Annotated in this window: 27 protein-coding genes and 1 tRNA gene; 14 read left to right on the top strand and 14 right to left on the bottom strand. The window is 62.6% G+C overall.

The window, feature by feature from the left end; genetic code table 11:
* Positions 1-31 precede the first annotated feature (31 nt).
* Positions 32-1,156 carry an anhydro-N-acetylmuramic acid kinase gene (locus So717_RS17615; RefSeq protein WP_159979760.1) on the bottom strand — a complete coding sequence of 375 codons (1,125 nt, stop codon included), beginning with the start codon at positions 1,154-1,156 and terminating at the stop codon, positions 32-34.
* A 64-nt stretch (positions 1,157-1,220) separates the two neighbouring features.
* Between So717_RS17615 and tyrS the strand changes: the two genes are divergently transcribed.
* Positions 1,221-2,471, top strand: coding sequence for a tyrosine--tRNA ligase (tyrS, locus tag So717_RS17610; RefSeq protein WP_159979960.1), 1,251 nt, complete (start codon positions 1,221-1,223; stop codon positions 2,469-2,471).
* Here tyrS and So717_RS22550 read toward each other — a convergent pair.
* On the bottom strand, positions 2,468-2,599 hold the full coding sequence (locus So717_RS22550; RefSeq protein ID WP_275113679.1) for a hypothetical protein: 132 nt from the start codon (positions 2,597-2,599) through the stop codon (positions 2,468-2,470). The two genes, tyrS and So717_RS22550, sit on opposite strands and share 4 nt — an antisense overlap.
* A gap of 45 nt (positions 2,600-2,644) precedes the next feature.
* Between So717_RS22550 and So717_RS17605 the strand changes: the two genes are divergently transcribed.
* Together So717_RS17605 and So717_RS17600 are read left to right on the top strand one after the other, a co-directional pair.
* Entirely contained in the window at positions 2,645-3,529 is an 885-nt protein-coding gene (locus So717_RS17605) for a GNAT family N-acetyltransferase (protein WP_159979758.1), read from the top strand.
* A gap of 55 nt (positions 3,530-3,584) precedes the next feature.
* Positions 3,585-4,340, top strand: coding sequence for an SDR family NAD(P)-dependent oxidoreductase (locus tag So717_RS17600; RefSeq protein ID WP_159979756.1), 756 nt, complete (start codon positions 3,585-3,587; stop codon positions 4,338-4,340).
* Here So717_RS17600 and So717_RS17595 read toward each other — a convergent pair.
* The 3 genes from So717_RS17595 to So717_RS17585 all read right to left on the bottom strand — a co-directional run bounded on the left by So717_RS17595 (position 4,337) and on the right by So717_RS17585 (position 7,508).
* On the bottom strand, positions 4,337-6,145 hold the full coding sequence (locus So717_RS17595) for an ABC-F family ATP-binding cassette domain-containing protein (protein WP_159979754.1): 1,809 nt from the start codon (positions 6,143-6,145) through the stop codon (positions 4,337-4,339). The genes So717_RS17600 and So717_RS17595 overlap by 4 nt on opposite strands.
* Before the next feature lie 85 nt (positions 6,146-6,230).
* Positions 6,231-6,953: a GNAT family N-acetyltransferase gene (locus So717_RS17590; RefSeq protein ID WP_159979752.1), complete on the bottom strand. Its 723-nt coding sequence runs from the start codon at positions 6,951-6,953 to the stop codon at positions 6,231-6,233.
* A gap of 72 nt (positions 6,954-7,025) precedes the next feature.
* Positions 7,026-7,508, bottom strand: coding sequence for an outer membrane protein assembly factor BamE (locus So717_RS17585; protein WP_159979750.1), 483 nt, complete (start codon positions 7,506-7,508; stop codon positions 7,026-7,028).
* A gap of 87 nt (positions 7,509-7,595) precedes the next feature.
* On the opposite strand from So717_RS17585, the gene So717_RS17580 reads away from it, so the two are divergent.
* From So717_RS17580 to So717_RS17540, 9 genes are all read left to right on the top strand, one after another.
* Entirely contained in the window at positions 7,596-8,153 is a 558-nt protein-coding gene (locus So717_RS17580) for a YceD family protein (protein ID WP_159979748.1), read from the top strand.
* Positions 8,154-8,171: 18 nt separating this feature from the next.
* Complete coding sequence (locus So717_RS17575) at positions 8,172-8,936, top strand: alpha/beta fold hydrolase (RefSeq protein WP_159979746.1); 765 nt, start codon at positions 8,172-8,174, stop codon at positions 8,934-8,936.
* Between the two features lie 185 nt (positions 8,937-9,121).
* Positions 9,122-9,328: a 50S ribosomal protein L32 gene (rpmF, locus tag So717_RS17570; protein WP_159979744.1), complete on the top strand. Its 207-nt coding sequence runs from the start codon at positions 9,122-9,124 to the stop codon at positions 9,326-9,328.
* Between the two features lie 48 nt (positions 9,329-9,376).
* Positions 9,377-10,450, top strand: a complete 1,074-nt coding sequence (gene plsX, locus So717_RS17565) for a phosphate acyltransferase PlsX (protein WP_159979742.1) — start codon at positions 9,377-9,379, stop codon at positions 10,448-10,450.
* Entirely contained in the window at positions 10,447-11,418 is a 972-nt protein-coding gene (locus So717_RS17560) for a beta-ketoacyl-ACP synthase III (protein WP_159979740.1), read from the top strand. The genes plsX and So717_RS17560 overlap by 4 nt, the downstream gene beginning before the upstream one ends.
* Before the next feature lie 100 nt (positions 11,419-11,518).
* Complete coding sequence (gene ihfA / locus So717_RS17555; protein WP_159979738.1) at positions 11,519-11,821, top strand: integration host factor subunit alpha; 303 nt, start codon at positions 11,519-11,521, stop codon at positions 11,819-11,821.
* Between the two features lie 4 nt (positions 11,822-11,825).
* A complete protein-coding gene (locus So717_RS22360) occupies positions 11,826-13,214 on the top strand; it encodes a MerR family transcriptional regulator (RefSeq protein WP_238841044.1) in 1,389 nt (462 codons plus the stop codon).
* Positions 13,215-13,270: 56 nt separating this feature from the next.
* Positions 13,271-13,347: transfer RNA gene (locus So717_RS17545), tRNA-Pro, on the top strand.
* A gap of 64 nt (positions 13,348-13,411) precedes the next feature.
* Positions 13,412-14,488, top strand: a complete 1,077-nt coding sequence (locus So717_RS17540; RefSeq protein WP_159979736.1) for a 2'-deoxycytidine 5'-triphosphate deaminase — start codon at positions 13,412-13,414, stop codon at positions 14,486-14,488.
* 235 nt (positions 14,489-14,723) lie between these two features.
* Here So717_RS17540 and So717_RS17535 read toward each other — a convergent pair whose 3' ends face one another.
* The 7 genes from So717_RS17535 to So717_RS17505 form a co-directional block, all read right to left on the bottom strand.
* Complete coding sequence (locus So717_RS17535) at positions 14,724-14,909, bottom strand: hypothetical protein (RefSeq protein ID WP_159979734.1); 186 nt, start codon at positions 14,907-14,909, stop codon at positions 14,724-14,726.
* A gap of 72 nt (positions 14,910-14,981) precedes the next feature.
* Positions 14,982-15,587 carry an SMC-Scp complex subunit ScpB gene (gene scpB, locus So717_RS17530; protein ID WP_159979958.1) on the bottom strand — a complete coding sequence of 202 codons (606 nt, stop codon included), beginning with the start codon at positions 15,585-15,587 and terminating at the stop codon, positions 14,982-14,984.
* Between the two features lie 50 nt (positions 15,588-15,637).
* Positions 15,638-16,429, bottom strand: coding sequence for a segregation and condensation protein A (locus So717_RS17525; RefSeq protein WP_159979732.1), 792 nt, complete (start codon positions 16,427-16,429; stop codon positions 15,638-15,640).
* Positions 16,430-16,440: 11 nt separating this feature from the next.
* Positions 16,441-17,439, bottom strand: a complete 999-nt coding sequence (nagZ, locus tag So717_RS17520) for a beta-N-acetylhexosaminidase (RefSeq protein ID WP_159979730.1) — start codon at positions 17,437-17,439, stop codon at positions 16,441-16,443.
* Entirely contained in the window at positions 17,436-18,401 is a 966-nt protein-coding gene (locus So717_RS17515; protein WP_159979728.1) for an SPOR domain-containing protein, read from the bottom strand. Before So717_RS17515 ends, nagZ begins: the two co-directional genes overlap by 4 nt.
* 77 nt (positions 18,402-18,478) lie before the next feature.
* The gene (argS, locus tag So717_RS17510) at positions 18,479-20,221 is read right to left on the bottom strand and encodes an arginine--tRNA ligase (protein WP_159979726.1); all 1,743 of its coding nucleotides are present in this window, start codon (positions 20,219-20,221) and stop codon (positions 18,479-18,481) included.
* Between the two features lie 69 nt (positions 20,222-20,290).
* Positions 20,291-21,433, bottom strand: coding sequence for a deoxyguanosinetriphosphate triphosphohydrolase (locus tag So717_RS17505; protein WP_159979724.1), 1,143 nt, complete (start codon positions 21,431-21,433; stop codon positions 20,291-20,293).
* A 79-nt stretch (positions 21,434-21,512) separates the two neighbouring features.
* Here So717_RS17505 and So717_RS17500 point away from each other — a divergent pair, with 79 nt between their 5' ends.
* Positions 21,513-21,836 carry a HesB/IscA family protein gene (locus tag So717_RS17500; RefSeq protein WP_159979722.1) on the top strand — a complete coding sequence of 108 codons (324 nt, stop codon included), beginning with the start codon at positions 21,513-21,515 and terminating at the stop codon, positions 21,834-21,836.
* Between the two features lie 30 nt (positions 21,837-21,866).
* Here the strand turns inward: So717_RS17500 and So717_RS17495 are convergent, their stop codons facing one another.
* Complete coding sequence (locus tag So717_RS17495) at positions 21,867-22,919, bottom strand: DUF6902 family protein (protein ID WP_159979720.1); 1,053 nt, start codon at positions 22,917-22,919, stop codon at positions 21,867-21,869.
* A 92-nt stretch (positions 22,920-23,011) separates the two neighbouring features.
* The gene (locus So717_RS17490) at positions 23,012-23,293 is read right to left on the bottom strand and encodes a DUF6749 family protein (RefSeq protein ID WP_159979718.1); all 282 of its coding nucleotides are present in this window, start codon (positions 23,291-23,293) and stop codon (positions 23,012-23,014) included.
* A gap of 335 nt (positions 23,294-23,628) precedes the next feature.
* Here So717_RS17490 and xth point away from each other — a divergent pair, with 335 nt between their 5' ends.
* Complete coding sequence (xth, locus tag So717_RS17485; protein WP_159979716.1) at positions 23,629-24,411, top strand: exodeoxyribonuclease III; 783 nt, start codon at positions 23,629-23,631, stop codon at positions 24,409-24,411.
* The last annotated feature ends 84 nt before the right edge of the window (positions 24,412-24,495 follow it).

The following is a 24,495-nucleotide window of genomic DNA, read 5'->3' as shown; positions in this document are numbered from 1 at the left end:
CGCGCCGCAACCCATTGCAAAAAAAAGAATACTATGCCAAAGCCTCTGTCTCGGCAGGCCAACTGACTGTCCCGCCGCCGGTCGCAATGGACACGCCTGTGGTTGTCGGGCAGCTGGTGGGTAGGCCGCGCGCGACGCGAACAGCGAGATAGGCAAAAGCTTGCGCCTCCAGCATGTCTCCGTCCAGCCCGACCTGCTCCACCGGCGAAATCGGGCACTCCAGCGCATCGGCCAGCATGCGCATCAAGACCGGATTGTGCCGCCCACCGCCCGTGACCAGCACGTGCGACGGAGGCGCCGGGCAATGCCGCATGCCTTCCGCCACACCGGCAGCGCAGATCGCGATCAATGTCGCCGCCGCGTCTGCGTCGCTGAGGTCCGCCACCTGCTGAGATACATTTGCAAAATCGTTTCGATCCAATGATTTGGGCGGCGAACGGGAGAAAAACGGCTCAGCCAAAAAAACCTCGACCACGCGTTGATCCCCCGTACCCTCGGCTGCGATCCGACCGTCTTTGTCATACTTCAGCCCCCGCCGGGCCTGCAAAAGATCGTTCACGGGCGCGTTGGCAGGCCCGGTGTCAAAGGCCAGCAGGGCGCCCGGTGTTTCGGGACTGCCGCACCTGGGATCAACATAGGTCAGATTGCCGACCCCGCCGAGGTTGAGAAAGGCCAGCGGCGCATCCGCACCGATGTGTTTGGCGCAGGCGAAATGGAAAAAGGGCGCCAGCGGCGCGCCCTCACCGCCCAGAGCCACGTCGGTGCTGCGAAAATCCCAGACAACGGGCCGGTTGAGCACCTCTGCCAGCCGCGCGCCGTCGCCCACCTGCAAGGTGCCTTGCGCGCGCGGCGCGTGGGCCAGCGTTTGCCCGTGAAATCCAATGAGATCAGCCGCTTCTACAGCGCCCAAAAGCTCCAAATGCGCGCGTTCCACCACTTCTGTTGCGGCATCGACATCCGTCCCTGACCACTTCCCCAGAGCGCGGCGCAAAACTCGTTCTTCGATGTCGGTATAGCTGCGGTATGATGTTGGTCCGAAGCTTTCGATCCGGTGACCGTCGGTGACCAACACGGCGGAGTCCACCCCATCCAGTGACGTGCCGCTCATAGTGCCCACGGCGGTGACCGGTCCGGTTTTTGCGATGGCCCTGCTCAAAGCCTTTTCCTTTGTCTGCCAACCGCCTATAGAGTGGGCGGAATTTCAGCCAAGAGCAAGCATGATGACCTACCACCCCAAGTCCGATTTCATCGCCGTGATGATGGAGCGCGGGTTCCTCGCGGACTGCACCGACTATCAGGGGCTGGACGAGGCGATCTTGAAGGGTGGCCAGCCGGGGTACATCGGCTTTGACGCGACGGCGAAATCGCTGCACGTGGGCTCGCTCATCCAGATTATGATGTTGCGCTGGCTTCAGAAAACCGGCGGCAAGCCGATCACTCTGATGGGCGGCGGCACCACGAAGGTGGGCGATCCGTCTTTTCGTGCAGACGAGCGCCCGCTGCTGAACCCAGAGGCAATCGACGCCAACATCGCAGGCATTAAGCAAGTGTTTTCGGCCTACCTGACCTACGGCGACGGGCCCTCGGATGGGATGATGATCAACAATGCCGAATGGCTGGACGATCTCAACTACCTCGACTTCCTGCGCGACATCGGGCGGCATTTCTCGATCAACCGGATGTTGTCGTTCGAGAGCGTGAAATCGCGGCTGGATCGTGAACAGTCGCTGTCGTTCCTTGAGTTCAACTACATGATTTTACAGGCCTATGACTTCATGGAGCTGCATCGCCGCTATGGCTGTATCCTGCAGATGGGCGGCTCGGATCAGTGGGGCAACATCGTGAACGGCATCGACCTCACGCGTCGCGTGATCGATGGCGAGGTCTACGGGCTGACGTCGCCGCTGCTGACAACCTCGGACGGCAAAAAAATGGGCAAATCGCAGTCGGGCGCGGTCTGGCTGAACGGCGATATGCTGTCTCCTTATGAATTCTGGCAGTTCTGGCGCAATACGACGGATGCGGATGTGGGGCGCTTTCTCAAGCTTTACACCGAATTGCCGGTGGACGAGTGCGACCGGATGGGCGCGCTGGCTGGCTCCGAAATCAATGCGGCGAAAATCAAGCTGGCAAATGAGATCACGACGCTTTTGCATGGCGCCGAGGCTGCCGCAACCGCCGAGGCCACGGCGCGCGAGGTGTTCGAGAAAGGCGGCGTGGGCGATGATTTGCCCACGCTCACGCTCAGCGCAGATGATCTGGGTGACGGCATCTCCATCGTGCAGCTGATCGTGCGCTCTGGCCTTGCGGGGTCGGGCAAGGAGGCCAAACGGCTGATCGCCGAGAACGGCGCGCGGATGGATGACCAGCCGCTGACCAACGCCGGCCTGATGATCGACGCAGGCGCGCTCTCAAGCCCGATCAAGCTGAGCGCGGGCAAGAAGCGCCACGCGCTGGTGCAACTCGGCTAAAGCCAGATCCACTCGATCAGCGTTAGGATCGCGAAGACGGGGATGGACATCCCCATAGCGATCAGCGCAGCGGCGGTTTTGGTCAGACGTGGTGCGGGGGCAGCAATGCTCTTTGCAGATTTTTTCATAGGCACATTAACCCTGATTTAGGTTTCCGATGGGTTAACTGCGGCATGTTCGACGCCGCCCCCTCCGATGGCCCGATTGCCTTGCAGCAAAGCACGGCTTTCGCCCGTGCGTTGGAGGCACTTGGCACACCACCGTTGAGGCTGCAGGATGGTGCTCTGGTCCTGCGCCGAAAGGTGGGACCTTTGCCCCTCAGTATGCTGACACGCCCGCCCGCCATGACGGCGGAGGATCTGCATGCAAATGCCAAGGCCATTCCAGCGCGCGGTCCGGTGCTAATTGCACCGGAGCGACCGCTGCCGCTTCATGAGATCGGGGCGCTGCCGCTTGTCAGCCCGATGAGCATTGCGACGCTGGACCTGACGCCCGATATCGATAGCTTGCGCGCCGGTCTGCATCAAAAGTGGCGCAACCGCCTGCGCCATGCGGAGCAGCAGGGGTTGCGCGTCGCGCGTCAGAACATGCCGGACGACCTGGATCATTGGCTGCTGCGGGCCGATCTGGTTCAGCAAAGCGCACGCGGCTATCGTAGCTGGCCGATCCCGTTGACGCTGGCCTATGGGCGCGCAAACCCAGGCCAATCGAAGCTGTTCACCGCCTTCTTGGGCAAGGAGCCGGTCGCAGCCATGCTGGTGCTGACCCACGGGCACGGCGCAACCTATCACATTGGCCATACGCGCCCGTCCGGGCGGCTGGTGTCGGCGCATACACTGCTGATGTGGTCCGCGATCCTCTGGGCCAGATCGAAGGGCCTACGTCACTTTGAGCTGGGCACCATTGACAGCGAAGAGGGGCGCGGGCTGGCGCGTTTCAAGCTCGGCACCGGTGCACAGGCGCAAATGCTCGGCGGGACATGGGTGTGGTGGCCGCCACTGACCACGCTCTTTCGCCCGCTGGCAAGGCTCGACCGCAGCCTGATGCACCTGACCTAGACAGTGCGCGCTCCAAATGATTATCTGAACAAGCGTTCATATCGGGGAGGGCAAGATGATCCTGAAAGACGCCGCAGCCGTAATCACAGGGGGCGCATCCGGGCTCGGGGAAGCCACAGCGCGCCATTTCGCAGCGGAAGGTGCAGCCGTGACCCTGCTCGACCGGGATGCCACGCGCGGCGCGGCTGTCGCCGAGGAGATCGGCGGGCATTTCGCCGAAGTGGATGTGACCGATGAAGCCTCGGTTCAGGCGGCCATCACCCAAGCCAAGGCGCATATGGGCCGGATCAGCGTTGCAGTGAACTGCGCCGGGATCGCCGATGCCGCCAAGACCGTCGGACGCGACGGCCCGCATCCTCTACCGCTCTTTCAGCGTACTATCGACATCAATCTCGTCGGCACCTTCAACGTCGCGCGGCTGGCCGCAGACGCCATGCAGGAGACCGCGCCTGACGCAGATGGCGCACGGGGCGTGATCATCAACACCGCCTCCATTGCCGCTTTCGACGGGCAGAAGGGTCAAACGGCCTATTCCGCCTCGAAAGGCGGCGTCGTGGGCCTTGGATTGCCCATGGCGCGCGACCTTGCCAAGCTCGGCATTCGGGTGATGACCATCGCACCCGGCATCTTCATGACGCCCATGCTGGCCGGTCTGGGCGAGGAAGTACAAGCGGGGCTGGCAGCAGATGTCCCCTGCCCACCGCGTCTGGGAGATCCGGCGGAATTCGCACGGCTCGCGGGTTTCATCATCAGCTGCGGTTACCTCAATGGCGAAGTGATCCGCATCGACGGCGCACTGCGGATGCGCTAGGACGCGGCCTTCTCTTCCAGCATCAGCCATTCCTCTTCGGCGGCGCTGAGCTTCTCGTGCCGCGCCACCAAGGCCTCAGTAGCCTTCTGGAACTTCACCGGCGCGGCGGTGAAGAGCTCGGGGTCGCTCAACAGCTCTTCGAGTTTGGCAATTTCTGCCTCCAGCCGCTCCATCTCGGCGGGCAGCGCCTCCAGCCTGTGCTTTTCGGTGAAGCTGAGCCCGGATTTTGGCGCAGGTTTGGGCTTGTCCGTTGGTGTCTGGCCCTTTGATCGCTGCGCCACAGGCGCAGGTGCCGCGTCCTGACGCTGGCTCAGATAGTCGCTCCACCCACCGGCATAGATGGTTGCCCGCCCATCCCCTTCCATCGCGATCGTTGTCGCGGCCACCCGGTCCAGGAAGTCCCGATCGTGGCTGACCAACAGCACCGTGCCGTCATAGGTGCCCAACAGTTCTTGCAGCAGATCCAGCGTTTCCACGTCCAGATCATTGGTCGGCTCGTCGAGCACCAGAAGGTTACTTGGCCGCGCCATGATCCGGGCCAGCAAGAGCCGCGCCTTCTCACCCCCCGAGAGCGAGCGCACCGGCGCACGCGCCTGCCCTTCATCAAAGAGAAACTCCTTGAGGTACCCCACCACATGTTTCGGCTGCCCGCGCACCATCACCTGATCCGCCTTGCCGGAGACGCGCATCTCCGGATCGCCGGTCAGGCTGTCCCAAAGGCTCATGTCCGGGTCCAGCTGCGCCCGCGCCTGATCAAACAGCGCCAGCTCCAGGTTGGTGCCCAGGCGCACGGTGCCGGTATCCGGCATCTCGCGCCCGATCAACATATTCAGCAAGGTCGTCTTCCCAACGCCATTGGGCCCGACCAGCGCGATCCGGTCGCCGCGCTGCACGGTCAGGGAGAATGGCCGCAGGATCGTCTTGTCCCCAAACGCCTTGGAGATGCCCTCCACCTCGATCACCTTGCGGCCCGACTTTGGCCCCGCCTCCAGCGCCATAGCCGCCGTGCCCTGTCGCTTGATTTGGGCCGCGCGTTCGGCGCGCAGATCCTGCAAGGCCCGCACCCGGCCCTGATTGCGTTTGCGCCGCGCCGAGATGCCTTCAACGGCCCAACGCGCCTCGGCCTTGATCTTGCGGTTGAGCTTGTGGCGCTGCATGTCCTCTTCATCCCAGACCGCATCGCGCCATTCCTCGAAGGCGGCGAACCCCTTTTCCTGCCGTCGCACTGCGCCACGGTCGACCCAGAGCGTCGCCCGGGTCAGCGCGCGCAGGAACGCCCGGTCGTGGCTGATGATGATATAACCCTTGCGGCTCTGCTTCAGCTCATCCTCAAGCCAGGCAATCGCCTCGATATCGAGGTGGTTCGTCGGCTCGTCCAACAGCATCAGATCGGGGCTGCGCGCCATCAGCCGGGCCAGCGCGGCCCGCCGACGTTCTCCGCCACTGGCCGTCTCGACCGGGCGCGCGGGGTCGAACTTCAACCCCTCACCCGCGCGCTCCACAAGATACATCTCTGACGGATCAAGCCCATGGGCCGCAAACTCACCCAGCGTGGCAAACCCGGACAAATCCGGGTCCTGCTCCATGTACCCCACAGAAACACCCGGCCCGGGCACAACCTCACCACGATCCGGCTCAACCAACCCGGCAATCACCTTCATCAGCGTGGATTTGCCCGAGCCGTTGCGACCCACCAGCGCCACGCGATCCCCGGGCTGAACCACCAGACTGAGATCGTCAAATACCGGATCACCACCAAAAGTCAGCGATATCTGGTTGAGCTGCAACAAAGGAACACGGGCCATGCGCGCCAGCTAAGCCGCATCCGCAGCAGGGTCAACGCAGGACGCTTCTTCTGGCCCAAAATATCCCCGCCGGAGGCAAGAAATCTCAGGCAAGCGCCCGCAACAGGCGCTTGCGCGCGGCCGGAATCGCGCCGATCTCCACGCCGGTAAACACATGCAGCGTGTTCATCTGCCGATCCACCACCGCATGATCACTCACCCAACCGCCCATCAAAAGATAGGTCCGCAACAGGGGCGGCATATGCGCCATGGCTTTCTTCAGGTCAGGCTTGCGGCGCAAACGGGCAGCAAAGCGAAACACATCCGGCGCCTTGACCCGCGGCAGCCAGCGCTTGGGCGCAAGGTGGCGTGCTTTCAGCATGGCAAAGGCATCCAGATACGTCTTGGTCTCCGTCCCTGCAAAGGACGAGCACCCGAACAGCAATTGCACATCGTGTTCATCCACATAGGCCGTCATCGCGGCCCAGGCGACACGCAGAATATCCGGGTCCCGCTGATCCGGCGCAATGCAGAAACGGCCTAGTTCGATCATCCGGCCCTCAAAGGTCTCCAGCGCGGAGAGCTCGTAATATTGCGCCGCGTAGCTCGCGGGCAGCTGGGGCCCGGTCAATTCCTGCATGCGGAACGTGCACACCAACCGCCCGGTCACGCGATCCTCGATCAGAACATGGACGCAGCGCGCATCATAAGCATCAACGTCGCGGTCGACGTCCAATCCAAAGCAGCTGGCCCGCAGCATCTGTGCATGCACAACATCTGCCGGGCAGGTTGCTAGCCGAGACGTATAGCGACCTTTGTGCAAAGCCATCGGTGTCGCCTCCAAAGCGAGTCCTGTCGACCCCGCTTCTATCATGGGCTTCTTGACGGCCGCGTGACAGCCTCAGCTCCCGAAGTCGCTGCCAATGGGGCCAATTTGGCCAATATTGCCGAGGAGTTGCCGCAGGAAGCTCCGATCATCGACACCGGAGTTTGTAACCCGCCGCGCCAAAGGCACCACCTGCCCGCGCTCCAGACCAAAAGTTTCGAGGTTGCTCACGACGCCTGCGTCATCGAAGCTGATAGCCAGCACCTGGCGTTCGACCACGTCAGGCTCCAGAAACCCGAAGGTGCGCACACGGCTGCGCACGAAATACATCGCGTCATCGTTGATGACCGAACCGGAGGCCGCAGCACCCAAAGTCTCTTCGACACTTGCACGCGTATCAATCCCGACCACGATCTGCTCAAGATCTTCGGCAGGCGGAAAATAGCCGTGATTGCTGTAGATTGCGCCACAAGATGCCAAACCAAAAAGGCAAACGGCAAACAGGCCCTGACGCACCCGACGCTTCTGCCATGTCGGCACCGCGTTACTCAAACCCATTCGTTCTGCCCTCTTGCCCTTGTACACTCCGGCTTTTATCTCGCTTACACCATGCACCGCCCATGGTTCAAGAAACGAAAGTGACAGATGGTCAAGCCAACCTCGCCCTCTCCCAGCGCGCTGCGCGTCGCTGAGCTCAACCCCAACAGCCCGGCCGTCTTTGCGCTGCGCCCGGATACGGATGCGCTCAAGGCTCTGGCCGCCGAGCTGGATCTGCTCGGGCTGCGCAAGCTGTCGTTTGAGGGCGAGGTGCAGGCCGAGGCAGGTGCGGACTGGCTGCTGCGCGGCACCTTGGGGGCGACTGTGGTGCAGCCCTGCAGTGTCACACTCGCGCCTGTGACCACACGGATCGACGAAAAGGTAGAGCGCCGCTACCTCTCGGACTATCACGAGATCACCGCGCCCGAGGTCGAGATGCCGGAGGACGACACCACAGAACCCTTGGGGGCCTGGATTGAACCGCACCGGGTCATGATCGAGGCCCTGGTGCTGGCCCTGCCGCTCTACCCGCGTCAGGCGGATGCAGATCTGGGCGAACAGGTCTTCGCCGGGCCGGGTGTGCAGCCAATGCGGGACGAGGATACCAAACCCTTTGCCAGCCTGGCGGATCTGAAAGCCAAATTGCAAAACCCGTCAGACGACTGACATCAACCGGAGACGCATATGCTGCACAGATCCCTGCATGGCCCCGCCGGTGCGCCGGTCATCACATGCCTGCACGCGGTGGGTATCAGCAGCTGGATGTGGCAGCGGGTTATAGCGCAGCTGCCGGAATACCGCGTGCTGCTCATTGACCTGCCCGGCCACGGGGAGAGCCGCGATACGCCTTGGGTGTCCCTCCCGGACACTGCGGATCTGGTTGCGGCAGCCATCCGCTCGGACGTTGATACAAGCCCGGTGCATCTCACGGCACTGTCGCTTGGCTCCTACGTCGGGCTGCATCTGGTCCTGCGCCATCCGGACCTCTGCACCTCGGCGCTGTTGAGCGGCATCCATCCCGGCCAAATGCCCAACCGCAGGATGATGAAGCTGCTCTCAGCCATCATGGCCCCTTTGGCACCGCGCCCGGCCTTTGCCCGCCGCACAGCCCGGATGATGGGTGCGGCCGTGGATGTGGAAGGTTTTGTCGCCGCTGCAGGGCAGACTAGGGCGTCGGCCTTTCGGCGGGCAACAAATGACGTGCTCGACTTTGACTGCACCACGCTGCCCGCTCAGACCGGAACACGCCTCGCCTTTGTGGCCGGATCCCGCGAACATATGTTGATCCGCGACGGCCTCGACGTCTTTAGCGCGCGATTCGCGGGCAGTATCACGGCAGTCGCCCCAGGCCTGGGGCACGGCTGGGCCGGTGAAGACCCAGCACTCTTCGCGCAGTTTCTCCGCGCGCATATAGAAGGCACACCATTGCAAAGCGAGCTAAGCCCCTAGCTCCGCCAAAAACCACTTGCACAGCGCCGCAATCACAGTATTTTGCGCCGCTCACCCAGATTGGGTTGGACAAACGCTTGGCTTGGGCCTAAACGCGCGTCAGACCCGATTTCTGGGACCAGAAATGAAACCCGGCCCCGCGCCATTTTGCGCGCCCGGCCCCGAACGACAAAAGGCCCAAGACAATGGCTGTTCAACAGAACAAAGTCTCCAAATCGCGGCGCAACAATCGCCGGGCGCATGACGCGCTGGTTGCTGCCAACCCCAACGAATGCACCAACTGCGGTGAGCTGAAGCGCCCACACCACGTCTGTGCCGCCTGCGGCCACTATGACGACAAAGAAGTCGTTGCGCTGACAGAAGAGATTGATCTGGAAGACGACGCGGCCTAAACCTGTCCCTTAAACAATAAGGGCAGAGGTTTGGGGGGCAGTCGCTCTATGACGGCGCAGACCGATCAGGCATCCGCGAAGGCCAGACGCATCACCATATCCGTAGATGCAATGGGCGGGGACGAGGGCCCCGCTACTGTTGTTGCGGGCTGCGACTGGTCGGCCCGCAAAAACCCTGACATCCAATTTATTCTGCACGGGCCCGAAGCGGAGCTGACCGGCCTTGTCGCCCGCAAGCGGGCCTTGACGGGCCGGGTCGAGATTTGGGACGCGACCGGCGTCGTCACCATGGACGACAAACCCAGCCAGATCGTGCGCAACGGCAAGGGCACCTCCATGTGGTCCGCCATTGAGGCCGTGCGGGATGGCACAGCGACAGTCGCCGTCTCCTGCGGCAACACCGGCGCGCTGATGGCGCTGTCGATGATCCGCCTGCGCAAGCTGCCGGGCGTGAACCGGCCTGCCATCGCCGTACTTTACCCCTCCTCCAACCCGCAAGGGTTCAACGTATTGCTCGACGTGGGTGCCGATGTGAAGGCCGATGCCGACGATCTGCTGCGCTATGCCATGATGGGCATGTCCTATGCGCGCAACGGCCTCGACCTGCCCCGCCCGCGGGTGGGCCTGTTGAATGTGGGCACAGAGGAGCACAAGGGCCGCACAGAGTTGAAAGAAGCCTACGAGCTGATTCGAGATCAGCGTGATCTGGCCGGTTTCGAGTTTGTGGGCTTTGTCGAAGGCGGTGATATTTCCGGCGATATCTGCGACGTGATCGTGACCGACGGCTTCACCGGCAATGTGGCAATCAAGACCGGCGAAGGCACGGCCAGCCTGATCGGCGACCGGCTGCGCGAGGCGTTCAAATTCTCGCCCCTCTCTCGTCTGGCCTCGGTGTTGGCCTATACCTCGCTGCGCCGGCTGAAAAAGAAGATCGACCCAAGGCGCGTGAACGGCGGCGTCTTTCTGGGGCTGAACGGCACGGTGGTGAAATCCCACGGCGCGGCAGATGCCACCGGCGTCTCGGCTGCGATCAAGCTGGCGGCGCAACTGGCCGATATCAAGTTTACCGACAAGCTGGCCGCCCGTGTTGCGGGCCTGCCCGGGGAGGAGAGCGCATCATGACCCTGCGCGCGGTTGTTAAAGGTGTGGGCCATTATCTGCCCGAACGTGTGGTTCCAAATGCGGAGTTCGAGGCGAAGCTCGACACCAATGACGAATGGATCCGCACCCGCTCCGGCATAGAGCGGCGGCATTTTGCAGCCGAAAATGAGACCACCTCCAATATGGCAACCAGGGCCGCACGAGCCGCGTTGGCGGATGCGGGTCTGGAGCCGTCAGACATTGATGCGATTGTCCTCGCGACCTCCACCGCCGATCTGACCTTCCCGTCTGCTGCCACAATGGTGCAGGCCGAACTGGGCATGCAGGGCGGCTTTGCCTTTGATGTGCAGGCCGTCTGCGCAGGCTTTATCTATGCGCTCACCAACGCCAATGCGCTGATCCTCTCGGGTCAGGCGCAGCGGGTGCTGGTCATCGGCGCCGAAACCTTCAGCCGCATCATGGATTGGACCGACCGTTCCACCTGCGTGCTCTTTGGCGATGGCGCGGGCGCTCTGGTGCTGGAGGCAACAGAGAGTGCCGGGACATCTGATGATCGTGGGGTTCTGTCCACAGATCTGAATTCCGACGGGCGGCACAAGGATCTGCTCTATGTGGATGGCGGTGTCTCGACCGGCACAACCGGCTATCTGCGCATGCAAGGCAATCAGGTGTTCCGCCATGCGGTGGAAAAGCTCGCCGCCACCGCCAACAAAGCCATGGAGCGCGCTGGCGTTTCCGCCGGTGATGTCGACTGGATCGTGCCGCATCAGGCCAATATTCGGATCATCCAGGGCACGGCCAAGAAGCTGGGCCTGCCGATGGAAAACGTGGTTGTGACCGTGCAGGACCACGGCAACACCTCGGCGGCGTCGATTCCCCTCGCCCTCTCCGTGGGCCGGGATCGCGGCCAGATCAAGCCCGGGGACCTGATCGTCACCGAGGCCATCGGCGGTGGTTTGGCCTGGGGCGCTGTTGTGTTGCGGTGGTAGGGCAGATTTTCCCGCTCAATCGGCAGCGGCCAAGCCATTGATATTGACTCTGAAATTCTGACACCCCTATGGTTGGTGAAAATCCGACAGGGGGGACACGATGGCCGAAAAGACATTGACACGCATGGACTTGAGCGAGGCCGTGTTCCGCGAAGTGGGCTTGTCCCGCAATGAGAGCGCACAGCTTGTCGAATCCGTGCTGGAGCATCTGTCGGACGCACTGGTGCGCGGCGAGCAGGTGAAGATCTCGTCCTTCGGCACCTTTTCGGTTCGGGACAAATCCGCCCGGATCGGACGCAACCCCAAAACCGGCGAAGAGGTGCCGATCAACCCGCGCCGGGTGCTCACCTTCCGCCCCTCGCATCTGATGAAAGACCGCGTGGCCGACGGGAACAAGTCCTGATCTGATGCCCAAATCGCCTGATGCTTTTCGCACGATCTCCGAGGTTGCCGACTGGCTGGGCGTGCAAGCCCATGTGCTGCGGTTCTGGGAGAGCAAGTTTGCCCAGGTCAAACCCGTAAAGCGCGCAGGCGGGCGGCGGTACTATCGCCCCGCTGACATGCTGCTGCTTGGTGGGATCAAGAAGCTTTTGCATGACGATGGGCTGACCATCAAAGGTGTGCAGAAACTGCTGCGTGAACATGGCGTAAGCCATGTGGCGGATCAATCGCAGCCTCTAGACGATCTGACGATGGCGGTGATCGAGGGCGATGTGGCGGAGACCGCGGCAGCGGCGCAGGGCCTGCAAGAGGATGTGCCTGTTGAGGCCTTGGAGGCCTCCCCTGAAGAGGTCGAAGAGGAGGGCATCAGCACAGGGGCTGAAGCGGTGACCGAGGCATCGGAGTCAGCCGAAGAGAACATAGAGCCTGAGCCTGAGCCTGAGCCTGAGCCTGAGCCTGAGCCTGAGCCTGAGCCTGAGCCTGAGCCTGAGCCTGAGCCTGAGCCTGAGATGGATACAGGCGCTGAGCCCGATGTGGAAGACGTTTCGACGCCCGAAGTAGAAATTGTTTCGGAGCTTGAGGCCGAGCCTGACCATGAACCGGAAGCCGAGGTTGAGACCCAGCCGGACCTCGACTCTGTTGAGCCTGAACAGCTACAGGCTGATGCGCCTCCGGCGACCGAAGAGACCGCTGCCGCCGAGGTTGAGACGGCAGAGCCTGAACTGACGCTGGATCTGCCAGAGCCAGACATCGCGCCGGATGAGCCTGAAGAGATAGAAGACCCTGCGCTCGATACGCCGGAGCCAGAAGACGACACGCCAGAGGCAACCACAGTTGACGATGAGCAGGTGGATGCAGCCGAGATCGACGCGGCGCCCCCACTGCCTGCGGAGCCTGCACTGGACGAACCCGAACCCGAACCCGAACCCGAACCCGAACCCGAACCCGAACCCGAACCGGCGAACACGGATCCGGACACTGTGTCAACGCCCGACGAGGTACCCACAGCGGACACTCCAGCCGCAGAGGCCGAAGAGCCTGCGCCCGACGCCGCTCTGCCAAGCTTCGTTCGGCGGCCACGCTCCGGCCCGCCTCCTGTGGATGCCACCGATGCCGCACCCTTGGCCTCACTCGACCTCGACGCCCCGGATGGCGAGCACAAGCCGAAGACGATTGAGATCGGCCCCCTGCCGGTCGAGGACGAGATGGAGGCCGCGCCTGCCGCGCTCTCCGCGCTCGTTGTCACCAAGACGCTGAGCCCTGATCAGAAAGCCGCAATCGAACCTCTGATAGCGCAACTGAGCCAACTGCGGGACCGTATGGTCGCCGCGGACAAAGACGTGGCAAAAGACTGACCGATGCCAATTCGCTCTTGCCTCGGCCCTCAGATCGGGTATGTACGCCGTCGTGTCGGGCTATGGCGCAGCCTGGTAGCGCGTCCGTCTGGGGGACGGAAGGTCGCAGGTTCGAGTCCTGCTAGCCCGACCACGAGCCGACATGTGACAAAGGCCCGTGCATCTGCGCGGGCATTTGCATTTCAGGGAGGTTCAAGATGAGCGGAGTGCTGCCCAATCAACTGATCAGCCGCATGATTGCGAACAGCCAGATCGCCGCCACGCGTGAGATCATCGCCGGTCAGATCCAGCCCGCCAGCCTCGACTTGCGTTTGGGCACAATGGCCTACCGCGTGCGGGCCTCGTTCCTTGCGGGTCACGATGCGCGCGTTCTGGACCGGTTGGCAGAATTCGAGATGCATCAGGTCGATCTTTCCGGTGGCGCGGTGCTGGAGAAAGGCTGCGTCTATGTGGTTCCCCTGATGGAATCGCTGGCCCTGCCCAATGGGGTTCAGGCCGTGGCCAATGCCAAGAGCTCCACCGGGCGGCTTGATCTGCTGACCCGCACCATCACCGATGGCGGCACGGAGTTCGACCGGATTGCACCGGGCTATTGCGGCCCGCTTTACGCCGAGATCTGTCCGCGCTCGTTCTCGGTTCTGGTGCGTCCGGGCATGCGGCTCAACCAAATCCGCTTTGGCGACGGACAGGCGGTGCTGGATGACGATGCGCTGCGCGCCCTGCACGCCGAGACCCCGCTCGTCGATGGAGAGGTGGTGATCGACGATGGGCTGGGTTTCTCGGTAGATCTGCGCCTGCCGGACACCACGCTTGTGGGCTACCGGGCCAAGCCTCATACCGGTGTGATTGATCTGGACCTGATCAACCACTACGATCCGCGCGCCTACTGGGAAGAGGTGCACAGCGACACAGGCCAGATCATCCTGGATCCGGGCGCCTTCTACATTCTGGTGAGCCGCGAAGCGGTCACGATCCCGCCCGAATATGCCGCCGAAATGGCCCCGTTCCTGGCGATGGTGGGAGAGTTCCGCGTGCATTATGCGGGGTTCTTCGACCCCGGGTTCGGCCATGATGCAGCGGGCGGCGCGGGCTCGCGCGGGGTGCTGGAGGTGCGCTGCCATGAGGCTCCGTTTGTGCTGGAGCATGGGCAAGTGGTGGGCCGCCTGATCTATGAGCGGATGGCAGAAGTGCCAACGCAGCTTTATGGTGTGGGCATTGCGTCGAACTATCAGGGGCAGGGCTTAAAGCTGTCGAAACATTTTCGCGCCAAATAGAGCGCACTCCGTCACCCTGGCAAGGTCGGATCTGGGATTGCCATACATCCGTCGGCCAAGTGCGACACCTGTACATGCAGGCGATGGGGCGAAGGTGGCCTGAAAGCCCACCTGACCTGCTGGGACATACCGGTCGCACAAACGCCTCCGGCTGCAGCAGGCAGGTGGGGTGGGCCTTGGGCCACCCTCAGCGCTATCTTTTGACTTAGACGCACGGCTGGAGATTTGGTCAGCGCTACCGCCGGGTCATGTGGCGCAGGGCTTTCGCCGCCTGCCGGATCTGTTTCTGACGCTCGGGCGACGGCTCCGGACCAGTATCAGATTTTCTCCTGGACGAGGTCTTTCTGAACCCGGCGCTCAGCCCCTTATTCACAAGTCGCCGGATGATCTGCCGCAGGATCATGTTGATCAGTCGGTCCATTCCTCTGCCTCGTTCAGAACGTCATAGATGGAAATATATGACAGATTGCAGCAATTTTCAGAACAAACGCGCTCAATCCTCAAAAAGCTCGCTTTGTCCTTCGACACGCCCTTCGTCAGGCTCATCTTCCGGGCCGGGCAAACCAGATCCGGGCGGCGGGCGGTTTTCCAACAGACCCGCCGCGCGCAGCTCTTTCAGACCCGGCAGATCGCGCGCGTTTTCCAACCCGAAGTGATCGAGAAAGCCCGGCGTGACCACGAAGGTCACGGGCCGTCCTGGCGTCATCTTGCGGCGACCAAAGCGGATCCACTCCATCTCCAGCAACTGATCCACGGTACCGCGGCTGACCGAAACACCGCGGATCTCCTCTATCTCAGCGCGGGTGACCGGTTGATGATAGGCGATGATCGCGAGCGTCTCGATGGCGGCCCGGCTGAGCTTGCGGGTCTCGACCGTTTCACGCTGCATCAGGAAGCCCAGGTCCGGCGCGGTCCGTATCGCCCAGGCATCGCCGATCCTGCTCAAGGTGACCCCCCGCCCCTCGTAGCGTTTGCGCAGATGCACCAGCGCCTCCGCGGGGTCCGAGCCATGCGGCATGCGCGCGGTCAGCTCGCGCAGGGTGATGGGCTCCGCCGTGGCAAAGAGGATGGCCTCGACCATGCGCTCCTGCTCACCCATAGGCGGCGCCTCAAAAAGGCTCTCTTCCTGCTCGGGCGTGGAGTCGTCGCTCAATTCGGGCTGTCCTTCTTGCGCAGCTGGATCGGCGCGAATGTCTCGGACTGCCGGATCTCCAGATGGCCCTCTTTAACAAGCTCCAGCGATGCGGCAAAGGTTGCGGCAGTGGCTGAGCGGCGGCGCACCGGGTCCATCTCCCAGCCTTCGGGAAGATAGCTGGAAATATCGGTCCAGTCTCCCGCAAAGCCGATCAACCCGCGCATCCGGTCGAGCGCCTGCTCCATGGTGAACACCGCGTCGCGGTCCATGACAAAGGGGCGGAATTCGTCGCGGGTGCGGATGCGGGCATAACCCTGCATCAGATCCAGAAGCGTCGCGGTGTATTGCACCTTGCGCACCCGCGTGACCTCATGTGTTTGGCCACGTGCAAAGAAGTCGCGGCCCAAACGGTCGCGCCCCATCAGCCGCGCTGCGGCGTCGCGCATGGCCTGTAGCCGCTCAAGCTGGAAGGCCAGATGTGCTGCCAGTTCCTCTCCGCTTGGCCCTTCTTCTGTTGGATCGGGCGGCAAGAGCAGGCGGGATTTCAGAAAGGCGAGCCAGGCGGCCATGACCAGATAATCCGCCGCCAGTTCCAGCCGCAACGCCTTCGCGCGCTCCACAAAGGCCAGATACTGCCGCGCGAGGTCCAGAACAGAGATCTTGCGCAGATCCACCTTCTGGGTGCGGCTGAGGGTCAAAAGCAAGTCAAGCGGCCCTTCAAAGCCGTCGACATCCACAATCAGCGCCTCGGCAGCGAGCCGATCCGCCACCGATAGGGTGTCTTCCTCGAAAGGTGTCTCAGCCATGCGTAACGACCTTAAGCCCCGCTCAACAGCGTCTCAAGCTGCGCGCGCGTGGCGTCAATGTCAATATCATCCGGCGGCGTACGATGGGCGAGGGCGCGCTCGGCGCGAGCCTGTGCGGCGCCTGTCATCTCACCTGCGGCCTCAGCCACGCGGCGGCGGATGTCCAGCGGCGCATTGCAGTAGAGCACCACGTCACAGCCTGCGGCGAGCGCGCCGGTGGTGATCTCTTCGGGGGATCCGTTTAACGCTTTCATGCTCGCATCATCGGTCATGAGCAGATTGTCGAACCCAATCTCTTCGCGGATCACCTCCACCATCCGGGGGGAAAGCGTGGCGGGGCGCGCATCAAAAGCCTCGTAGACCAGATGCGCCGTCATCCCCATGGGGAGATCAGAGAGAGCGGCAAAGGGCGCAAAATCCTCCTGCAGCAGGGTCTCGGCGTCGGCTGTCACGCGCGGCAGGTCGAAATGGCTGTCGAGGGTCGCGCGGCCATGCCCCGGCACGTGTTTGAGCACCGGAAGGACGCCACCTGCCAGGAGCCCGGATGCCGTTGCGCGTCCAAGACGCGCAACGGCATCCGGGCTACCCCCATAACATCTGTTGCGCAGGAAGGTATGCGTCTCAGCGCTCGCCAAGTCCACCATGGGCGCGCAATTGCCGTCGATGCCGAGGTCGTGAAGCTCTGCGGCGATCAGGCGGTAACGCAGATACATGGCCTCTTCCGCCTGCGCACCTGCGGCTTGGATAAAGTCAAGCGGCGGTGTCCACTCTGTCCAGGTTGGCCCGCGCAGCCGCTGCACGCGGCCCCCTTCCTGATCGATGGTGATGGGGGCATCGCGCCCCACGGCGGCGCGCATCTCAGCACAGAGCCTGCGCACCTGATCAGGCGTTTCAATATTGCGGGCGAAGAGAATAAACCCGAAGGGGTTCGCATCCTTGAAGAAGGCCTTTTCGTCAGCGGTCAGCACCAGCCCGTCGGCGTCCAAAATAGTGGCGCCGAAGCGGCTCACTTTGCGGCCACGGGAATGCAATCCGCCCCTTCAGCCTTCAGCGCGGAGCAAAAGCGACGTGCATCCGCCAGATCGACAAAGCCCATGGCGCGCAAGCGGTAGAAGCTGCGCCCGCCAGAGTCCGTCTGCTGCACAACGCGGGACTTATTCTGCATGTATTCGCCGAAACGCCCTTGCAGGCGGCCCCACTCGCTGCGCGCCACATCGGCACTGTCGAAGGCGCCCAGTTGCACAAGCCGCGTGCCAGACGGGATCGCCGCTGCCTCAACCTCGGCCGAGGGTGCTGTCGAGACGAAGGCGGCCTGCTGAACACGAGCCCCCGGACGCAGCCGAGGCCGTTTGACCCACTGATCCGACGCTGGCGTCTCTCCCTCATCGGATACGTCCTGGGCTGCGAGCTCCCCCTCTGGCGTGTCAAGCGGCGTAATCCCTGCCGTCAGCTCCGCCACAACCGCGTCGATGGCTCCGGCCTGCGCTGCATCCGCCACGACGGGCTGCACCCGCGCGGCAACAGGCTTCGCACCAGCGATGATCTCTTCAGCAGGGGCCAGCGGTTGTGGCTGGCGCACCGATTCCACGGCATCGGCGCGAATGGGCTGATCCTCGTCTGCGAGATCCATGTCACGCGGCGCCAGAACAACCTGATCGACCGGACCGCTGGCCGCCCCGTCAGCGGCAACCGCATTCACCGACAACCCCTGGTTGCGCGCAAGCTGTCCACCCGGATCGTCGGGGCGTACGCGCATTTCGCCCTCCGCGGCGCGGACCACGGGAATGCCCGAGACGTCCCGCACCATCAGCTGGTAGCCCCAGACCCCTATGCCCGCGATCAACGCCAGCGAGACCACCGCGCCGGCCACATTGGTCATCATGACCATGCCACCGGAGTTGAACGCGTCGTCTTCGGCCTCCGGCTCACGCCCGTAGGCCCCCATGCCATGGGAGAATTGAATGTCTGCCATTGTCGCCTCACTGCCCGCGAGATACATGCCGCGCGAGTCGTCCGATGCTTGCCTGCTCTGGCGAAGGTTGCGATTTGCTACCGCATTTCCTGCGCCGGTGTGACGCCGAGAATACCAAGACCGGCTGCAATTACAACGCTCGTGGCGCGTGCGAGGGCGATTTTCGCCGCTGTGACTTTTGGGTCATCCTGCACAAACCGCAAGCTTGGCACGTCGTTGCCCTTGTTCCAGAGCGCATGGAAGGTGCCCGCAAGCTCATAGAGGTAGAAGGCCACGCGGTGCGGCTCATTGCTGTGCGCGGCGGCCTCGACCAGGCGCGGCCATTCGGCGAGCTTTGCCGCGAGACCCAGTTCAGCCTCGTGATCCAGCAAGCTGAGATCGGCGGCCTGCAGCGTGGCGTCATCGACGGGCATGCCCGCCTCGGCCGCCTTGCGCATGGCACTGGCCACCCGCGCATGGGCGTATTGCACATAGAACACCGGGTTCTCGCGGCTCTGCTCCATGACCTTGTCAAAGTCGAAATCCAGCATCGCGTCGTTCTTGCGCGTGAGCATGACAAAGCGCGTCACATCGGGGCCCACCTGATCGACCACATCGCGTAAGGTCACAAACGTCCCCGCCCGCTTGGACATCTTGAAAGGTTCACCGTTCTTGAAGAGCTTGACCAGCTGGCAGAGCTTGATGTCGAGCGGCACGGCGCCGTCGGAGAGCGCGGAGACCGCCGCTTTCATCCGCTTCACATAGCCACCGTGATCGGCGCCAAAGACGTCGATGAGCGCATCGAACCCGCGCTGCACCTTGTCATAGTGATAGGCGATGTCGGGCGCAAAATAGGTCCAGGACCCGTCGGATTTCTTGACCGGGCGATCCACGTCATCCCCATGCTCGGTGGATTTGAAGAGCGTCTGCTCGCGCGGCTCCCAATCCTCGGGCTTTTTGCCCTTGGGCGGCTCCAGCACGCCTTCGTAGATGAGGCCCTTGTCGCGTAGATCATCAATCGCCTCCTCGATCCGGCCCGTGCCGTAGAGTGATTTCTCGGAGTAAAAGACATCCATCTCCACCCCAAGCGCCTTCAGATCGGCGCGGATGAGATCCATCATCGCATCCGTGGCGAACTCCCGCACGTCGGCCAGCCAGACCTGCTCGCCCTGATCGACAAAGCTGTCGCCCACCTTGGCTTTCAACGCCTCGCCCACGGCAATCAGATAGTCACCCGGATAGGTACCATCGGGGAAGGCGACCTCCTGCCCATGCGCTTCGAGATAGCGCAGATAGACCGACCGCGCGAGCACATCGACCTGCGCGCCGCCATCGTTGATGTAGTATTCGCGCGTGACCTCGTAGCCCGCGAACTCCAGCAGCGAGGCCAGCGCATCGCCAAAGACGGCGCCCCGTGTGTGACCCACATGCAGCGGCCCGGTGGGGTTGGCGGAGACATATTCCACGTGGATCCGCTTGCCCTGCCCCAGGGTCGCGCGCCCGAACTCGGCGCCCATGGTCAGGATGCCGCCGATGAGGCCCTGCCAGACGCCGGGCGCCAGCCGCAGGTTCAGGAACCCTGGCCCTGCCACCTCGGCGCTGGTGATGCGATCGTCGGCGCGCAGCCGTTCGGCCAGCGCTTCGGCAATATCGCGCGGCTTTTGCCCGGTGGGTTTCGCCAGAACCATGGCTGCGTTGGTCGCCATATCACCATGCGCGGCATCCCGTGGCGGTTCCACCGTGACATTGGAAAAAGACAGGCCTTCCGGCAGCTGGCCACCTGCGACCATCCCCTGCAAACACTCCAACACAAGCGCGCGTATATCGGCAAAAAGGTTCATCTCGGGCGTCCCTCGGAAAAGATTGGCGCGGTGTATCACGCATGGTCTGCGGGTCAACCGCAGCCGCACTCAGGCGGTGCCGATCAGCCGCTCATGCTCTTGCAAGGCAAAACGGTCGGTCATGCCCGAGATATAGTCAGAGACAATGCGCGCCAGCGCCACCTCGCCTTGCGCCTCTTCCACATCCTTGCGCCACTGCTTGGGCAGTTGGTCGGGATGCGCCATGAAATAGGGAAACAGCTCCTCCACCACGCGGGTCACCCGCGCCCGCATTTCCACCACGCTGGGGGCGCGGTACATCCGGTCGAACAGAAACGCGCGGATCACCTTGAGATCGGCAAAGACCGGGTCGGAGAAGCGGATGATCGTCCGTCCCGCCGCGCGGATGTCATCGACCGACTGCGGTTGCAGGGTCCGAAGACGGGCTTGGGCAAAGCCGATCACATCCTCCACCAGCACACCAAAGAAGCGGCGCAACGCCTCATGTCGCCGGCGGTAATAATTGAGCCCCGGATAGAGCTCATCCACCGCGCCGAAACAGCCCTTCAGGATCGGCAATTCCGCCAGCTCATCGGTGGAGAACAACTCTGCACGCAGCCCGTCGTGCAGATCGTGGTGGTTGTAGGCCACGTCATCGGAAATGGCCGCCACCTGCGCCTCGGCACTGGCGAAGGTGTGCAGCTCCAGATCCAGCTGATCATTGCAGGCCTGCAGCGCCCAAGGCACCGCGCCCGTCACCGGGCCATTGTGCTTGGCCAGCCCCTCCAGCGTCTCCCACGTCAGGTTCAGCCCGTCGAACTCCGCATAGTGGCGCTCCAGATGCGTCACGATGCGGATCGCCTGCGCGTTGTGATCAAACCCGCCAAAGGGCTCCATCAGGGCTGAGAGCGCATCCTCCCCGGTGTGGCCAAAGGGGGTGTGGCCGAGGTCATGCGCGAGCGCCACCGCCTCGGTCAGCTCCGCATTCAGCCCCAACGCGCCGGAAATCGTGCGCGCCACCTGCGCCACCTCGATCGAATGCGTCAGCCGCGTGCGGTAGTAATCGCCCTCATGCTCGATGAACACCTGCGTCTTGTGCTTGAGCCTGCGGAACGCGCTGGCATGAATGATCCGGTCCCGGTCACGCTGAAAGCATGAGCGGAAGGTGCTTTCCTCCTCCCGTATGCGCCGCCCCCGGGCGCGTGCGGGATCAGAGGCAAAAATCGCCATCATGGCTGGTCCTTGTCGCCTGTCCTGTGACTTTCTATATTGCAGGCAGAGACCCATTGAAACCGCTTGCCGGAGCAGCCCCATGCAACTTCCGCCCAAAGTCACGCCCCGCGCTTTTGACAGACTGGCCGAGATCGGCGCCGCCACGGATGGCAAGGCGCTGCGCGTCGCTGTCGAAGGGGGTGGGTGTTCCGGCTTTCAGTATGAGATTGCGTTGGATGAGCCGCGCGACGATGATCTTGTGCTGGAAGGCGCGGGGCAGAAAGTTGTGGTCGATGCCGTGTCCCTGCCCTTTCTGGGCGGCGCCACAATCGACTTCACCGAAGAACTGATTGGCGCGCGCTTTGTCATCGACAATCCAAATGCGTCCAGTTCATGCGGCTGCGGCACATCCTTCTCCATGTAGGGTGAGGGTCGACGTGTAAATTTCTGATTTTTATAAAAAATCAGCACGTGAAAACCCTTCGAAAAAGGCCCCGAACCGATCTGACGATTGCTCGGCCCCTGCGAGGATCACCTCACCATCCGCGCCCACCGCATCTGAGAGCGCATCACGCATCAGGCTCCAATCCCCGCTGCGGGCCGGGCCCAGGTGGAACATGTATTCCGACATCGCGCGCAGCGGGCTTTTCCCGGCCACATCGCGCGTCACAAAGAGACCAGCAGCATCCGGCACGCCCGGAAAGCTGGGCTGATCGGCAAACTGCGCCCACCAGCTGGTGACCAGATATTCGTGATAGGCATCATTGGCCGAGGGGCCGGAGGCGCGCAGCGCAAAGCCGCGCATCTGGCGGGCGATCCAGTCTTCCCAGATCACACTGGGGCGCCGACCGGCAAAGCGCATCGCAACGCAGACCTCAGCCAGCAAATCCACGTCCTGATCCAGATAGGCAAGAAGCCCCGCAAACTCCAGGCTGACAATGGCGTTTTCGTCCAGCATCGGGTGCTTCACACCGTAGTCGGACAGGTAGAACACGATATGTGTCAGCTCATAGGCTGCTTTCTTGTTCGGCAGCGCAAAGGTGTCCGACCGGGCGATGAAGTGCTTGAGCCGCCGGGTCAAGGCCGCATCCTCGGTCCCGACGCCGCGCCGGGACAGCAACCGCTGCGCCTCTGCACGCTGCAGATCCGACAGTTCAGCGTCGACCAATCCCATCCGCTGCACCCAGTCGCACAGGGCAGTACCCTCGCCCGCGCCAATCCCGAGGTCTTCAAGATCCAGGCAGATCGACAGCAAAAACCGGTAGTATTGCGGGAAAAACTGCAGCCGCTCTCTGAGCCCGTGGTAGACCTGCCTGTAGGGTTCGAACGCCTCTTCAGATAACATGGCACCGCTGCTGGCCAAAACATTCAGAAGCTCCGCGTTTTCCTTGAGCCAGAAAACATCATCCGATTTGCGCCGGTTGCAGGCGAAATTCTTCATCAAGAGCATATGGCGCTCGGCCAGTGATAGCCTGCGCGGCAGTCCCAGAGAGACGACGTTAGACATGGGGGTTCTTCCTTTGCCTTCCTGAAACCGCCGCACAAGGCGCGAGCCCGACCCGCCACCAAAGGGACAGGTCGAGGCATGGGTGTTATGTGTTACATGGATGTGGTGAAGAGACCGGTTGCCGCACCCGACAGAACATCGCCACGCGGCGTCATGCTGGTGGTGTACTGGCCGGTCTCCGATCCGGACCAGGCGTCAGCTTCCGGGCCCATGGAGGTGGTGAAAAGACCTGTGGCCTCGCCGCTCATCATGTCAGACCCCGCAGGCCCCATGCTGGTGGTAAAGAGCGCCGTTCCAGCGCCGCCATGCAGGCTGGTGGTGCAGCCGTCAAATTCATCCACATCAGCGATTTTGAGCAAAGTGTTGGTGTTCATCGTACATCCCTTTCCAGACGATTTATTCGCCCTTCAACGCTTGCTCGTTTAAGGAGAGTTTCCAACTTTTTTTCGCGTTAAGAATGTGTTAACACTTGGTTATCCACACGAACGCCCCGCCCTAGATCGCGACAGACTTTGAAAACTTATGACGGGAAAATTGGTTAATTTTTTTTTATCCACAGTGGATAACCCTGTGGATATTAAGGTTGTTTGGCGGCGCGCGACGAACCCTTAACGAGAATCACCCACGCCCAGCGGCTGAATTTTGGCCCGGCCCTTGCCCTGCGGCAGCTGTTGCGCGATAGCTGAGTCGAGCGTGCGGAGGGCCACAGATGAAGATAGCCACATTCAACATCAACGGGATCAAGGCGCGAATCGCGGCCCTGCCCGAATGGCTCGACACAGCCCAGCCGGATGTCGTGCTGCTGCAGGAGATCAAATCGGTCGACGACGCCTTTCCGTCCGAGCTCTTTGAGGAGCGCGGCTACAACGTCGAAACCCATGGCCAGAAAAGCTTCAATGGCGTGGCCATCCTGTCGAAGCTGCCGCTCGAGGATGTCAGCCGGGGCCTGCCCGGGGATCCGGAGGATGCACAGGCCCGCTATATCGAAGCCACGGTCATGGGCGCGCAGCAGGCAGTGCGCATTTGCGGGCTGTATTTGCCGAACGGAAACCCGGTGCCCGGGCCGAAATACGACTATAAACTAGGCTGGATGGCCCGTTTGCAGGCCCGTGCAGAAGAGCTGCTGGCGCAAGAGACGCCCTTTCTCATGGCGGGCGATTACAACATCATTCCCCAAGCCGAGGATGCGGCCAAGCCCGACAGCTGGCGCGAGGATGCGCTGTTCCGGTTGGACAGCCGCACCGCGTTCCGGGCGCTTCTCAATCTTGGCCTGACGGATGCGTTCAGGGCACGGACGCAAGGTCCGGGCCACTACAGCTTCTGGGATTATCAGGCCGGGGCCTGGAATCGCAACAACGGCATCCGGATCGACCATCTGCTGCTCTGCCCGCAGACGGCTGACATGCTGCAGGACTGCGCAATCGACAAGGATGTGCGCGGGCGGGACAAACCCTCGGATCATGTGCCGGTCTGGGTTGATCTGGCCGCCTGACCCGAGCTGCTTGACGAAAACAGACCGCTCCGCCTCCAGCAGCTAACAAGACGTTAAGCGGCCATGGCCACTGGTAAAATTTCT

The organism is Roseobacter cerasinus (assembly GCF_009811755.1).
GTDB lineage: Bacteria > Pseudomonadota > Alphaproteobacteria > Rhodobacterales > Rhodobacteraceae > Roseobacter > Roseobacter cerasinus.
Note: the sequence above shows the minus strand (reverse complement) of the source record. Positions and strands in the feature narration are given on the sequence as shown.